The sequence below is a fragment of the Microvirga sp. GCM10011540 genome, assembly GCF_042650665.1.
In the GTDB taxonomy this organism is placed as follows: Bacteria; Pseudomonadota; Alphaproteobacteria; order Rhizobiales; family Beijerinckiaceae; genus Microvirga; species Microvirga lenta.
In genome coordinates, this window is record NZ_JBHSBQ010000145.1 from 140,308 (window position 1) to 154,534 (window position 14,227).

At 65.7% G+C, this 14,227-nt stretch carries 11 protein-coding genes; 4 read left to right on the forward strand and 7 right to left on the reverse strand.

The genetic code is table 11. The features are described from left to right. Positions 1-43: 43 nt before the first annotated feature. From ACFOYU_RS26590 to ACFOYU_RS26600, 3 genes are all read left to right on the forward strand, one after another. A complete protein-coding gene (locus tag ACFOYU_RS26590; protein WP_226738903.1) occupies positions 44-2,044 on the forward strand; it encodes a response regulator in 2,001 nt (666 codons plus the stop codon). Between the two features lie 71 nt (positions 2,045-2,115). Further along, complete coding sequence (locus tag ACFOYU_RS26595; RefSeq protein ID WP_377035857.1) at positions 2,116-3,048, forward strand: class I SAM-dependent methyltransferase; 933 nt, start codon at positions 2,116-2,118, stop codon at positions 3,046-3,048. Next, on the forward strand, positions 3,045-3,788 hold the full coding sequence (locus ACFOYU_RS26600; protein WP_377035858.1) for a pseudouridine synthase: 744 nt from the start codon (positions 3,045-3,047) through the stop codon (positions 3,786-3,788). The genes ACFOYU_RS26595 and ACFOYU_RS26600 overlap by 4 nt, the downstream gene beginning before the upstream one ends. Before the next feature lie 30 nt (positions 3,789-3,818). Here the strand turns inward: ACFOYU_RS26600 and ACFOYU_RS26605 are convergent, their stop codons facing one another. From ACFOYU_RS26605 to iolC, 6 genes are all read right to left on the reverse strand, one after another. Continuing rightward, on the reverse strand, positions 3,819-5,177 hold the full coding sequence (locus tag ACFOYU_RS26605; protein WP_377035859.1) for a M10 family metallopeptidase: 1,359 nt from the start codon (positions 5,175-5,177) through the stop codon (positions 3,819-3,821). Between the two features lie 281 nt (positions 5,178-5,458). Next, positions 5,459-6,256: a 5-deoxy-glucuronate isomerase gene (iolB, locus tag ACFOYU_RS26610; RefSeq protein ID WP_377035860.1), complete on the reverse strand. Its 798-nt coding sequence runs from the start codon at positions 6,254-6,256 to the stop codon at positions 5,459-5,461. Between the two features lie 11 nt (positions 6,257-6,267). After that, on the reverse strand, positions 6,268-7,152 hold the full coding sequence (gene iolE, locus ACFOYU_RS26615) for a myo-inosose-2 dehydratase (protein WP_377035861.1): 885 nt from the start codon (positions 7,150-7,152) through the stop codon (positions 6,268-6,270). Between the two features lie 21 nt (positions 7,153-7,173). Then, positions 7,174-9,021 carry a 3D-(3,5/4)-trihydroxycyclohexane-1,2-dione acylhydrolase (decyclizing) gene (gene iolD, locus ACFOYU_RS26620; RefSeq protein WP_377035862.1) on the reverse strand — a complete coding sequence of 616 codons (1,848 nt, stop codon included), beginning with the start codon at positions 9,019-9,021 and terminating at the stop codon, positions 7,174-7,176. Continuing rightward, complete coding sequence (locus ACFOYU_RS26625) at positions 9,018-10,133, reverse strand: hypothetical protein (RefSeq protein ID WP_377035863.1); 1,116 nt, start codon at positions 10,131-10,133, stop codon at positions 9,018-9,020. Before ACFOYU_RS26625 ends, iolD begins: the two co-directional genes overlap by 4 nt. A gap of 18 nt (positions 10,134-10,151) precedes the next feature. Then, positions 10,152-12,065, reverse strand: coding sequence for a 5-dehydro-2-deoxygluconokinase (iolC, locus tag ACFOYU_RS26630; RefSeq protein ID WP_377035864.1), 1,914 nt, complete (start codon positions 12,063-12,065; stop codon positions 10,152-10,154). Positions 12,066-12,218: 153 nt separating this feature from the next. On the opposite strand from iolC, the gene iolG reads away from it, so the two are divergent. After that, positions 12,219-13,208, forward strand: coding sequence for an inositol 2-dehydrogenase (iolG, locus tag ACFOYU_RS26635; protein WP_226738920.1), 990 nt, complete (start codon positions 12,219-12,221; stop codon positions 13,206-13,208). Positions 13,209-13,278: 70 nt separating this feature from the next. On the opposite strand, the gene ACFOYU_RS26640 is transcribed toward iolG, so the two are convergent. Then, positions 13,279-14,127, reverse strand: a complete 849-nt coding sequence (locus ACFOYU_RS26640) for a MurR/RpiR family transcriptional regulator (RefSeq protein WP_226738922.1) — start codon at positions 14,125-14,127, stop codon at positions 13,279-13,281. Positions 14,128-14,227: the final 100 nt, after the last annotated feature.

Here is a 14,227-nt window from a genome sequence, read left to right on the forward strand (position 1 = left end):
CCCGGTGGAACCGACGTTCTGGCCTGAGGGTCTGCTTCCCCACGTGGATCCTCAGCCGGTCACGGCCAAGATCCTGGTGGTGGACGACGATCCGCGCAACCTCCTGGCCGTCAGGGAGATGCTGCAGGCGCCGGAAGTGGAGATCGTGACCGCCGAGTCGGGAGAGGCCGCGCTCCGGCATGTCCTGAAGGAGGATTTCGCCGTGATCCTCCTCGACGTGCAGATGCCGCACATCGACGGCTACGAGGTTGCCGGGATGATCCGCGCGAGGGCCCGCTCGTCGCGGGTGCCGATCATCTTTCTCACCGCCTTCAACAAGGACGACCTGCACATCTTCCGCGGCTACAGCGCGGGCGCGGTCGATTATGTGTTCAAGCCCATCGAGCCGCTGATCCTGAAATCGAAGGTCGACATCTTCGTCGATCTTCACCGCAAGACCGAGGAGATCCGCAGGCAGGGCGAGGAGGAGCGCCGTCTTCTTCTGGAAAACCTGCAGGTCCGCAGCGAGAAGCTGAAGACCGAGCAGATGCTGCGCCGGCGCGAGGAGCATCAGTCGATCATCCTGAAGTCGCTGCCGATCGCCCTGTTCACGGCCTCCCTTCAGGAGGATCACCGGCGCCTGCACTTCACGAACGACAGCATCTCGGCCATCACGGGCTTCGACAAGCAGGCCTTCCTCGACCGGGAGGATTTCTGGTCGTCCCGGGTCCACCCGGAGGATCAGGAGCGCGTGTTCTCGCAGCTGCGGGATCTGCGCGATCTCGGATCCGTGTCCCTGGAATATCGCTGGCGCTGCGCCGACAACACCGACCGGCACTTTCTGGACCACACCATCATCATTCGCGACGACGACGACAATCCGCGCGAGATCTTCGGGATGTGGTTCGACATTACGGAGCGGAAGCAGCTGGAGCAGAACCTGCTGCATGCGAGCAAGCTCGAGGCCGTCGGCCGGCTCACCGGCGGCATCGCGCACGATTTCAACAACATGCTGAGCGTCGTCATCGGCAACCTCGATCTTCTGCAGAAATCGCTGAAGGGGAACGAGCGCGCGCAGAAACGGGTGAAGATGGCGCTGGAGGGCGCACAGCGCTGCGCCGATCTGACCCATCGCCTTCTTGCCTTCTCGCGGCGTCAGCCGCTTCAGGCGGCGACCATCAGCGTCGCCGCGGTCATGCCGGGCCTTCTGGAGCTCATGCACCGGACCTTGGGCGAGAACATCCGCATCGAGCTCACCGGTCCCGAGGACGTCTGGCCGATCCACGTGGATCGCGCCCAGCTCGAGGCGGCCCTCCTCAACCTCGCGGTCAACGCGCGCGACGCCATGCCCAATGGCGGCGGACTCAAGATCCATATCGAGAACCGGACTGTCGAAGGAGCCGCACAGCCGGGCGACTACGTGGTGATCTCGGTTGCCGATACGGGTGTCGGCATGCCGCCCCACGTTCTGGAGCGCGTCTTCGAGCCCTTCTTCACCACGAAGGAAAGCGGGAAGGGGACAGGTCTCGGACTGAGCATGGTCTATGGCTTCGTCCAGCAATCGAACGGCCATATCGAGGTCGACAGCGCCCCGGACCAGGGCACGACCATCCGGCTCTTCCTGCCGCGGTCACACGATCCCGTCGCCTGCCCTGGCAGCAATGCCCGAACCATGGACATGCTTCCCTTCGGTCAAGGCGAGGCCGTCCTCGTGGTCGAGGACAATTCGGACGTCAGGCAGGTTGCGGTTTCGACCCTCAAGTCCCTTGGATTCACCGTGACCGAGTCCGAGTCGGCGGATGAGGCGGCCGACCTTCTGAAGAACAGCTGCGAATTCCAGCTCGTCCTGAGCGATGTGCGGATGCCCGGAAAGCTCAGCGGCGTCGATCTCGCGGGCCTGATCAAGAAGAAGTATCCGGCGGTCCGGGTTCTGTTGACGACGGGCTATGTGGAGGATTCGGAGCTCGTCGAGGAGATCGACCTTCTCTACAAGCCGTACCGCGCCGCCGATCTGGCGCACAAGATCCAGTCCATGACGCCGCAGGTGGCGGCAGTGGCGTCGTAGCGGCTAAAGGCTTTCCTCTCCGCCGGACTTACCTTCCCGGTTGCTTCGTTATAGGAACACGAAGAACCAACGTGGAACAATCGGACGTGCACGACGCAAAACCTGACGGTGTCTATGGCACCCCGCCGGCGGAACTTGTCGCGGTGCCTGAGGGAGCCATTCAGTTCTCCCCTCTCGTTCCCGGCGCGGAAAGCCTCGAACAGCAGGGCGAGGCATCGCTGGCGGAGTTGATCGTTCTGGCACCTCCCGGCACCATCGAGCGCCGCTACACCATCGCGCTTGCCCTGAAGACCCTGGCGCCCGGCGCGTCCCTGACCGTTCTTGCACCGAAGGACAAGGGCGGATCGCGGCTGCGAAAGGAACTCGCGGGCTTCGGCTGCGCCGTCGACGAAACCGCGCGGCGGCATTACCGGATCTGCACCTGCGAGCGCCCGTCGGTCCTGACGGGCATGGACGAGGCCCTTGCCGAAGGCAGCCCGCGCCTCATGGAGGAGTTCGGGCTCTGGTCGCAGCCGGGTGTCTTCAGCTGGAACCGGATCGATCCCGGCAGCGCCCTTCTCGAACGGAATCTCCCTCCTCTCGCCGGACGGGGCGCGGATCTGGGCTGCGGCATCGGCTACTTGGCGCGGACCGTGCTCACCTCGCCCAAGGTCGAGCACCTAGCCCTGGTCGACATCGACCGGCGGGCCGTGGAGGCCACGAAGCGCAACATCGAGGACCCGCGTGCGAGCGTGCTCTGGGCCGACGTGAGAGCCTTGGGCAATCAGCTCGGCAGGCTCGATTTCGTTGTCATGAACCCGCCCTTTCACGACGGCGGCGAGGAGGATCGCAGCCTGGGACAGAGCTTCATCCGGCGGGCGGCGGAAGCCTTGCGCCCGGGCGGCATTTGCTGGCTGATCGCCAACCGCCATCTTCCCTACGAGGCCGTCCTCACATCGCTGTTCAGGCGGGTGGACCTGAAGGCGGAAGCAGGCGGATACAAGCTTTACGAGGCCCAGAAATGAGTAAAGGTGGTCCGATGCTGCGCCTCGACCGGCTCCTGGCCAATATGGGCTACGGATCGCGCCGCGAGGTCCAGCAGATGGCCCGCGCGGGCCTGGTGGTGCTGGACGGCGAGATCATCGAGGATGCCGAGCAGCGCATCGCCGTCACACCCGATCTCTCCGGCAGGATGCGCATCAAAGGAAAGCCGCTCGATCCGCCGCCGGGGCTGACGCTGATGCTGCACAAGCCCCTCGGCGTGACCTGCTCCCACAAGGAGGCCGGTCCCCTCGTCTACAGCCTCCTGCCCGACCGCTGGCGCCGGCGCGATCCCGCTCTCTCGACGGTCGGGCGTCTCGACAAGGAGACGTCCGGACTGTTGCTTTTGACCGATGACGGCGGATTGCTCCATCGGATCATCTCGCCGCGCGCACATGTGCAGAAGCGATACCACGTGACCCTCGACCGGCCCTTGCGCGGCGACGAGGGGGCCGTGTTCGCATCCGGCACCCTGCTCCTGGAAGGGGAGGACAAGCCGCTCCTGCCCGTGCAGATGGAGGTGCTCTCCAGCACCAGCGCCTATGTGATCCTCACCGAGGGACGTTACCATCAGGTCAGGCGTATGTTCGCGTCCGTCGGCAACCATGTCACGGCGCTGCATCGGGACCGCGTGGGAGATCTGGCGCTGCCCGACGACCTCGCGCCGGGACAGTACCGCATTCTCGGCGATGCCGACCTCGCCCTGGTGCTGCCTCCCAAGTAGCGGGTGGGGGGCACAGCTTTGTCGCCCTGGTCACATGACCAGGAAGTCGGCTGCCGTCATCGGAAGGTTCTTGCCGATGCGGGCGAACTCGATCTGAGGAGCCGCTCCCGTTCCATCCGGATCGTAGAAGAGAGAGCCCGTCGCCTCGTCGTAAACGAGGCGGTCGTTCGCATCGTGTGCCCTCGACCCGATTCGGAAGGCACTGGCGGACAGGGCACCCGGCGCCAATCCGCGGAAGACGGCATTCTCCAGCTTGATGGTGTCGTCGCGCGCAATGAAGTCTACAATGCGGTCGATGTCGCCTTCGATCCTCGTGTTGAACACGAAGATGTCGCGTCCCGCACCTCCCGCGAGAAGGTCGCTTCCGAGCCCACCGTAGAGCACGTCGTTGCCCCCCTCGCCGCGAAGGGTGTTGGCGGCGCCGTTGCCGACAATTCTATCGTCGCCGGAGCCGCCGATGGCGGTTTCGATGGTGGTGTTGGGGCCGATACTCACGGCTTTGCGGGTGGAGGATCCGTTCGAGAAGGTGATCGGGGCTCCGAGCGTGCTGAACTTCCCGGGGCGCAGATCGATCGTGGAATCCGCCGCCCCCGTCGAGACGATCGTGTCCCGCCCTCCGGCATCGTAAACGGTCTGCCAGTATTTCTTCGAACTGGAGAAGCGGTAGACGGTGTTGCCTGCGTTGGTTCTCGTGTCCTGTCCGTACAGGGCCTGCAGGGCGAGAATGTCGAGATACATCGGCGTCGTCGGATAGAAATCCGCATGACCTGAAAATCCGGGCTTGGCCGAGTAGCTCATCACGGTTTGGAAGTAGCTGTCCTTGCTCGCAGACAGTTTGGAACTGCCCTCGAGGGACGTCTTCTCGAACGGGTGCTTCAGGCCCAGCGCATGGCCGATCTCATGAAGCAGCATCAGGTAATCGTAGGAGCCCGGCTTGATGGCGGCGGTGCGGTCGGTGTGCCAGTTCTGATGCTGCATCCAGACATCGCCCGCCGAGTCATAGGTGCCCGGACTATAGGCATGCCCCATGCTTCCAGGGGAATCCTTCGCGGTCGTGAGGGCGAAGCGGATGTCGCCGGCACTGGACGAACTGTCGGCAACCTTCGTCAGTTTGATCCCCGCCACCTTGTCCCATGCCTTTATCGCGCGGCTTGCGGCCGAGGCCTCGGCGGACGTGAAGGCGTGCCAGGAGCCGGTCTCCGATTTGCCGCCGTAGAGGCTCATCGATGCGAATGTGGAGGATGTCTTCGGAACGCTCCATGTCACCGTGACCGGCGTTCCCATGGAGTCGCTGCCCCACTTATAGCCCCAGATCAGCGCGGATGCCGTGCCATAGCCCGAAGGCCGCACGACACTTGCGGAAGCACCGCCTTGTGTCGAAGTCGTCATGTCTGCCCACCACATTCAACGAGCGCGTTGGCTCATTCCCATGCCCGTTCTCGGGCTGGTTCCTTCTTGTGGTCCGGGCTGTTTCTGGGAAGTTCTGCGAAATTGCCGTTCCGGCAGAATGCCGGAAAAGCGAACAGCGCTTCTCAAACACGTCGGACCAGAACAATATTTCCTTTAAGGAAATTGTCCTGGTCCGACCAGATATGCACCGTGCTTCACGCGGTCCCATCCGTGAACAGGGACTATACGAAGCGAGGGGATTTCGACGTTCGGGTCCGGCCTTACGCCACCATCCACTCGTGGGCCGGATCGTTGTGGAACTTCCAGATCCGCTTCGGGCCCGCCATCACGTTGAGGTAGTAGAGTTCGTAGCCATGCGGAGCGCCGACCGGGTGGTAGCCCTTGGGCACAAGCACCACGTCGCCGTCGCTCGCCGCCAGCGTTTCGTCGAGGGAGCGGTCGTCCGTATAGACCCGCTGCAGGGCGAAGCCCGAAGGCGGGTTGAGGCGGTGATAGTAGGTTTCCTCGAGGAGCGACTCGTTGGGCAGCGCATCCCGGTCGTGCTTGTGCGGCGGATAGCTCGACCAGTGCCCGGAAGGCGTGATGACCTCGACCACGAGCAGGCTCTCGGCTGCTTCAGTCTCGGGCAGGATGTTGCGCACGTGGCGCGTGTTCGTGCCCTTGCCGCGCGTCTCCTGCCCCACCTGATCCGGACGGATGACGCGGGCCGGCAGCTTCCCCTCGCCGGGCGCCGTGCAGACGGCGATCTCGCAGTCCGTCTCCGCCTGGAGCGACCACTCTGAGCGCGCCGGAGCGTAGAGCGACCAGGGATCGGGCTCGAAGGGCGACGAGCGCCCGCCGATCACGCCGAAATCCTCGGTCCCCGCAGAGACGTGCGCCTTGCCGGACAGCATGACGATGCAGGCCTCCCGGTCCTCCGTCGCCTGGCGGAGGCTCTGGCCCTGTTGGAGCCGGTAGACCTCGAAGCCGACATAGGTCCATCCCGCCGATGCCGGTGTGATGGCGTGAATGCGGCCGTTCGCATCGGGCTTATTCGGTTTGACGAGGAGTTTCGACATCGGCGCTGCTCCTATCGCAATCCTGCTTCCTTCAGGAAGCGGGTGAGGTTGGCGTAGCCCATCTTGGCATAGGTGAGCGGATGAGCCTTCTTCGGATCCTGCTCGGCCTCGATCACCACCCAGCCGCTGTAGCCGGGCAGCTCCTTGAAGACGGAGACGAAATCCACCATGCCGTCGCCCGGCACCGTGTAGACGCCTTCGATGACGGAATCGAGGAAGCTCCAGTTGCCCGCCTTCGACTTCTCCATCACGTCCTTGCGCACATCCTTGGTGTGGACGTGGCTGATGCGGTTGCGGTAGCGGCGGGCGAGTTCGGCCGGGTTCGCGCCGCCCCAGGTGGCGTGCCCCGTATCGAGCAGGAGATGCGCCGCCTCGCCGGTCGAGTTCATGAAGGCGTCGATATCGGCCTCCGATTCCACGATCGTACCCATGTGGTGGTGGTAGACCAGGCGCACGCCTTCCTTAAGGGTCTGCTCGGCCACCTGCGTGACGCGCCGGCCATACTCCGCCCAATCGCCGTCCTTCATGACCGGGCGCTGCGAGAGCGGTTTGGAGCGGTCGCCGTGAATGGCATTGGATGTCTCGGCGAAGACCAGGACGTTCGATCCCATGGCCTTGAGCAGGTCGAGATGCGGGCGAAGCGCCTTCATCTCCTCATCGGCGTCGCGCTTCAAGAGCTCCGCCGAATACCAGCCCGAGATGCAGGCAAGGCCGAAGGGAGCCAGAGCCCTCTTCAGGGCCTCGGGCTCGCGCGGGAACTTGTTGCCCAGTTCCATGCCCTCGAAGCCGACCTGCTTCGCCTCGGCAAGGCAGACCTCGAGCGGCGTCTCGCCGCCCAGTTCCTGCATGTCGTCGTTGGACCAGCCGATGGGATTCGCCCCGATGCGGATCGTCATGTTCTTGTCTCTCTTTCGTTGTCAGTCGCCGACGCGCTGCGTGGCGAGGGCGTTCTCATATTCCTTGCGGGCTGCGTTCACCTCGGCCCGCACGGAGACCTCCGGCACGGCCACGTCCCACCAGTGTCCGCCGGCATCCGTCGAGGCCAGGGGATCCGTGTCGATGACGATGACGGTGCTGCGGTCGGCACCACGGGCCTTCTTCAGCGCATCCTCGAGCTCGCCGATGCCGTTCACCTTGATCGCCTGTGCGCCGAGGCTCGCCGCATGGGCGGCGAAGTCGATCTCCGGCAGGGTCACGTGATTGGTGTGCTGCAGGAGGTTGTTGAAGCTCTCTCCGCCCGTGGCCCGCTGCAGGCGGTTGATGCAGCCATAGCCGCGATTGTCGAGCAGGACGACCGTCAGCTTCTGGCCGAGCATCACCGACGTGGCGAGCTCGGAATTCATCATGAGATAGGAGCCGTCGCCGACCATCACGATGACCTCGCGGTCCGGGCAGGCCATCTTCACGCCGACGCCGCCGGCGATCTCGTAACCCATGCAGGAATAGCCGTATTCCATGTGGTAGCCGAGCGCGGCGCCGGCCTTCCAGTGCTTGTGCAGCTCGCCCGGCAACCCACCAGCCGCACAGACCACCACATCGGTCGGCGAGGAGGTGCGCTGCACCGCGCCGATCACCTGCGCGTCGGAGGGCAGTTCCGCATTGGTCGGGTCCGTGTAGCGCGCGGCGGCCTCGAACCAGCGGGTCTTTTCGCTGCTTCCCTTGGCGGTCCAGGCTTCAGGCGCCTTCCAGCCCGCAAGGGCCTCGCTCAGTTCTTCGAGCCCGACGCGGGCGTCCGCCACCAGCGGCTGCGCATTGTGCTTCGTTGCATCGAACGCCTGCACGTTTAGGCCGACGATGCGGCGGTTCGGATCCTTGAACAGGGCCCAGGATCCGGTGGTGAAATCCTGCAGGCGCGTGCCGACCGCAATCACCACGTCGGCCTCTTCGGCAAGGGCATTGGCTGCCCCTGTGCCGGTGACGCCGACGGAGCCGAGATTCGCCGGATGGTCGTGGTGCAGGCTCGACTTGCCGGCCTGCGTCTCGCCGACGAAGAGGCCGTGCTTTTCGGCGAAGTCGGCGAGCGCCGCCTCGGCGCCGGAATAGAGCACGCCGCCGCCGGCGACGATGAAGGGCTTCTTGGCCTTGCGGATGAGGGCGGCGGCCGTCTCCAGTTCGCTCCTGTCGGGGCGGATGCGTCGCGGCGTCCAGACCTTTTCCGCGAAGAAGCTCTCCGGATAGTCGTAGGCCTCGGCCTGGGTATCCTGGCACAGCGCGAGGGTCACCGGACCGCATTCGGCGGGGTCGGTCAGCACCGTCATGGCACGCTGGAGCGCCGGGATGATCTGCTCCGGCCGTGCGATGCGGTCGAAATAGCGCGAGACGGGCCTGAAGCAGTCATTGGCGGAGACCGTGCCGTCGGAAAAGCTCTCGATCTGCTGCAGCACGGGATCGGGGCGGCGGTTGGCGAAGACGTCGCCGGGCAGCAGCAGGACGGGAAGGCGGTTCACATGGGCGACGGCCGCCGCCGTCACCATGTTGGTCGCGCCGGGGCCGATGGAGGTGGTGCAGGCCATCATGCGCCGGCGTCGCGAGGCCTTGGCGAAAGCGATGGCCGCATGGGCCATGCCCTGCTCGTTATGGGCGCGGTAGGTCGGCAGGCGGTCGCGCACGCCGTGCAGCGCCTCGCCCATGCCCGCCACGTTGCCGTGACCGAAGATGGCCCAGACACCGGCGAAAAGCGGCAGGATCTCCCCGTCGATCTCGGTTTTCTGCGCCGCGAGGAAACGGGCGATCGCCTGGGCCATGGTGAGACGGATCGTGCTCATGCGTGCTCCATTCGAAGGGCGGCGTCGGCATGGGGCGGACGCAGCTTTTTGAGAGGTTCCGGCAGGCAGTCCAGCATCCACTCCGACAGCGCGGCGCGGTGGCGGTGGAGGACGAGGCCTGCTGCGATGATGCCTATGCCGATGAAGGACAGGACGAAGGGGAACAGGAAGGAATCGTCGAAGACCCTGATCGCCAGGTCGCCCAGGTAGATGGCGATTCCGATCGCGCCGAACAGGGCGAAGGCCCGGCGCACCAGGAAGACCGAGAGCAGGACGAGCGCCACGTTGATGAGGCAGTAGAAGGCTTTGGCGAGCGCGCTGTCGCTGTGCGAGAGCGTCAGTGCGCCCCAGAAGGCCATGAGGCCCGCGAGGTACAGCCAGAAGGCGACGTCCAGATCCTTATCCCGCCGGATGTCCACGAACCACGCGACCCCGATCATGACCAGGCCGAACACCATCGAGACCGCGCGTCGCACGGCCCAGTTCTCGGACCAGCTCATCTCCCGCCCGTGCAGGAGCCAGGGCGTCAGGTCCATGGACATGAACCAGAGCGCGAGCGACACGACGGCGACGATGAACGGGAAGGGATAGAAGCGAAGGGCGATCAGGCCGACCGCGACGGTCGCGATCTCCATCAACAGCCAGCTGCTCTTCACCCAGGCGAAGAAGTCCCGGTAGCGTCCGGGGTCGCCGCCGTCGCCCCACCAGCCGAACTCCTCCTGGATGCCGTAGATGGCCAGCGGCACCATCGTGACGGCAATCGCGATCATCAGGCCACCGGGCGTTCGGAGGGAGCCGCGGTTCCAGAGGCGGCGTCCCGCGAGCACGAAAAGGGCCCCGTAGACTGCAGCCGTGATGGCAAGCGCCATGCCGCCCAGCGCTTCGAAGGCCAGGGTCGAGAACAGGCCCATCGCGCTCATCACGATGAGGGTGCCCGCATACCAGAGAAGGTGCACGAGATCGAAGCGGACGCGCTCCGGTTTCGGCCCGGCCGGAGCCGCCGCGGCCGAGGTCTTCCGCGCCCGCAGCACCGCCAGCAGACCGTCGAGCTGGTCCTCCGAGAGCGCGATGGCGCCTCCGGCTGCTTTGATGTCTTCCTCGGTGAAGGACATGGCGGCCTCGCTCGTGGATCAAGCAGCCTTTGCACGTCCGGAGGCGCTTTGCCAAGCGTCGACGAGACGCTGGAAGCGGGCCGCCATGTCGCCGATCGCCGCCTCGTCGGAAATCTCGCCCTTGAGCCAGCGCCGCGCGGCATCGTTGAAGATCGTGCGGCCGACGGCGAAACCCTTGACCTGCGGCTCGCTCGCGGCGGCCGCGAAGGCGGCCTCAAGCTCGTCCTCCGGCGCTTCGAGGCCGAGCAGGACGATGCCCCGGCAATAGGGATCGTTTGCGGAAATTGCTTTGCCGATGGCGCCCCAGGCGGCGGCATCCCGCTGCGGCTCGAGCTTCCACCAATCGGGCTTGATGCCGAGGTCGTAGAGGCGCTGCAGCACGCGGGGGATGGTGTCGGAGGTCAGGGGGCCGTTCTTGCCGGCGATGATCTCGACCAGCAGCTCGCGTCCGACGCGGCGGGCGGCGTCGTAGAGGCGAAGAAGCTCGCGTTCCTGGCGCTCCTTCATTTCAGGCGGATCGTCCGGATGATAGAAGCACAGGCACTTGATGGTGTGACCCACCGGCCATTCGATGAGCTGCGCCCCGAGGCTGCCGCCGTTCTCGAAATCGAGCGGGCGCGAACCGGGCAGTTCCACGGGACGGCCGATCCAGAAGGGATGGTCGGCTGCCCGGAACAAAGCCTCGCGGCCATAGGTCCCGTCGATCAGCATGCCGAAGCCGGGGCGGCCGTTCGCCACCCGTGCAGCCGCCTGGACGGCCAGCACCTTGAAGTCCGGTATGCGGTCGATGGGGGCGCCCAGTTCCTTCGCCATCGCCTCCAGCTGGATGCGATGGTCGATGGCGAGCGCCATCAGGGTCTCGGAGCCGGGGCGGCGCGTGGTGGCCCAGTGGATATGGTTGATGCCCTCGTCGAAGCGCAGCGCCTTGTGGCGGCTGCCGTTCTTCAGGAAGTACTGCAGCTCCGGGAAGGTGGGGATCTCGGGTGAACACAGGAGGCGCGAGACCGCGAAGGCGCCGCTCGCATTGGCATAGGCGCAGCAGGTCTCCAGGGCTTCGCCCCTGAGCCAGCCGCGCAGGAAGCCGGAGAGGAAGGCGTCGCCGGCGCCGAGAACGTTGTAGACCTCGACCGGGAAGCCGGGGCCCTTCACGCCCTCGTCGAGGGAGGAGGGGATCTCGCCCGGAAACACGACGCAGCCCATGGGACCACGCTTGCACACGATGGTGGCTTTCGAGGCCGCGCGGATGGCGCGAATGGCCGCCAGAGTGTCCTCGGAGCCGCCGGCGATATGCAGCTCTTCTTCCGTGCCCACGATGAGATCGCAATCGCCCAGGATAGGCTTGAGGTGTTCGGTCACGGCGTCTGAGCGCACATAGCGCGACTCGCCGGCGCCGTGGCCGAGCAGGCCCCAGAGGTTCGGGCGGTAATCCACGTCGAACACCACCTTCCGGCCGTTCGCCTTGGCGATGCGGATCGCCTTCTTCTGCGCGGCGGCGGTGGTCTCGCGGGAGAAATGGGTGCCGGTGACGACGATGGCGGCGGCGGACGCGATGAAGCCCTCGTCGATGTCGTCCTCGGACAGGGCCATATCGGCGCAGTTGTCGCGATAGAAGATGAGCGGGAACGAATCCTCGTCGCGCACGCCCAGGATCACGAGGGCCGTCAGGCGCTGCCTGTCGGTGACGATCCCGTCGGTCGCGACGCCCTCGCGCTCCATCTGCTCGCGGACGAAGCGGCCCATGGCCTCGTCGCCGACGCGGGTCACGAGGCCGGACTTGAGCCCGAGCCGGGCGGTGCCGATGGCGATGTTGGCGGGGCAGCCGCCCACGGCCTTCGAGAAGGAGGCCATGTCCTCCAGGCGTCCGCCGACCTGCTGGCCGTAGAGGTCGACCGAGGAGCGGCCGATGGTGATGACATCCAGGGTCGGCTTCATGCTATCCCTCCCGCTTCCCGAACCGGTTTCGTCGTCCGGTTCAAGCCTTTTTCACGGCTCTTGCAGCTATGGAACGTTTATTCTATTAGCAGTTTGAGCTGGAACATCAATTCCAATTTTGCCTGTGAGCCGGCAAAAGACACCGGGGGGACTATGATCAGGATCGCCGTTTTGGGCGCCGGCCGCATCGGCCGCATTCATGGGCGCAACGCCGCCAACCACGTGGACGCCCGCCTCGTCGCGGTCGCCGATCCGCACGCCCCCTCCGCGCAGGAGCTTGCGGCCGCCACGGGAGCGGAGGTCGCCTCCCTGGACGAGATCGTCGAGCGCTCCGATGTGGACGCCATTCTCGTGTGCACGCCCACCACGACCCATGCCGATCTCATCGAGCGCGGCGCCCGCGCCGGCAAGGCGGTGTTCTGCGAAAAGCCGGTCGATCTCTCCAGCGCCCGCATCGAGACCTGCCTGAGCACGGTCGAGAAAGCGGGAACGCCGCTGATGATCGGCTTCAACCGGCGCTTCGACCCGAACTTCGCCAGCCTGCGCCGGCGTCTCGCCGACGGCGAGGTGGGCGAGGTCGAGATCGTGACGATCCTGTCCCGCGATCCGGGTCCCCCGCCGGTGAGCTACATCGCCACCTCGGGCGGCCTGTTCCGGGACATGATGATTCACGACCTCGACATGGCCCGCTTTCTCCTTCTCGGGGACGAGCCGGTGGAGGTGCACGCGGTGGGCTCGTCCCTCGTCGATCCGGCCATCGGCGAGGCGGGCGACGTGGACACGGCCGCCGTCACCCTCAAGACCGCCAAGGGGCGGATCGTGCAGATCTCGAACTCCCGCCGGGCCACCTATGGCTACGACCAGCGCATCGAGGTCCACGGCTCGAAGGGCATGATCCGTGCGGGCAACATCCATCGCACCACCGTGGAGGTGGCGAATGCGTCCGGCATCACCGTGGATCCGGTCCAGGACTTCTTCCTCGAGCGCTATGCCGACGCCTACCGGGCCGAGCTCGATGCCTTCCTGACGGCGGTGAAGGCCGGCACGGCCTGCAACCCGACCGGCCATGACGGGCTCATGGCACAGCGCCTTGCGGATGCCGCAACCGAGTCGGCGCAGAGCGGCAGGCCCGTGAAGCTCTGAGAACCGTCCCAAACCGCGTTCGAGGGCCGGGCTCGTCCCGGCCCTTTCTTTTGGCGCGCGTGATCGAGCGTCAGATCTCCGCCCGCCGCTCCGCGGTGCCGACGGCGAGGGCCATCGCGAGGGCGAAAGAGGCGGACAGGGAGCGGAAGGCGCCGAAATCCGCCTCCGCGACCTCGAGCCAGACATCCGCGCTCGTGACCAGCGGACTGAAGGCCGAGTCCGTGATCGCGACCACCGGAATGTCGCGCCGGGCCGCCGCCGCGGCGAGGTCCGCCGTCACGGGCGAATAAGGGGTGAAGCTGATCGCCAGCACCGCATCCCGCTCCGTGGCGGTGCCCAGCTGTTCCGGCCCGAGTTGGGCGATATGGTCGATCAGGATCGCACGCACGCCGAGTTTGCCGAAGGCATAGGCGCAGTAGGCGGCGACGGGAAAGACCCGACGCGCGCCGAGCAGATAGATCGTATCCGCCTTCGCCAGGGTCTCGATGGCACGGGAGAATTCCTCCGGGCGCACCGACTCGCGCATGCGGCCGAGCGAGACGGCCGCCGCATCCGCAAACCCTTCGAGAAGAGAGGCCGATTGGACGTGGCTGCCCTCGCTGTCGCGCAGAACGCGCAGGCGCTCGCGATAGTCGGGAAAGCGCTCTCTCAGGCGGGCGCGGAAGATCTGCTGCAGATGTGAAAAGCCGTCATAGCCGAGGCTCTTGGCGAAGCGGACCAGGGTCGAGGGCTGCACGCCCGCATGTTCGGCGATGCCCGCCACGGTCCCGAAAGCCACTTCCTCGGGATGCGACAGGGCGAAGGCGGCAAGCTGCTTCAACCGCTTGGGCATGGTGTCCCTGCGGCTGAGCAGAAGGGTCCTCAGGCCTTCGTAATCCTCAGGAGTCGCGTCCGTGATCGATTCCGAATCCGCCCCCATGGCTGTCCTGATCCCCAAGTGCTCTACCGCTGCGCGAATGGGAGCTTGACACCGATCCCGGAAAAATGGAATAAAAATTCTAAAGATATAAACAAAAGGT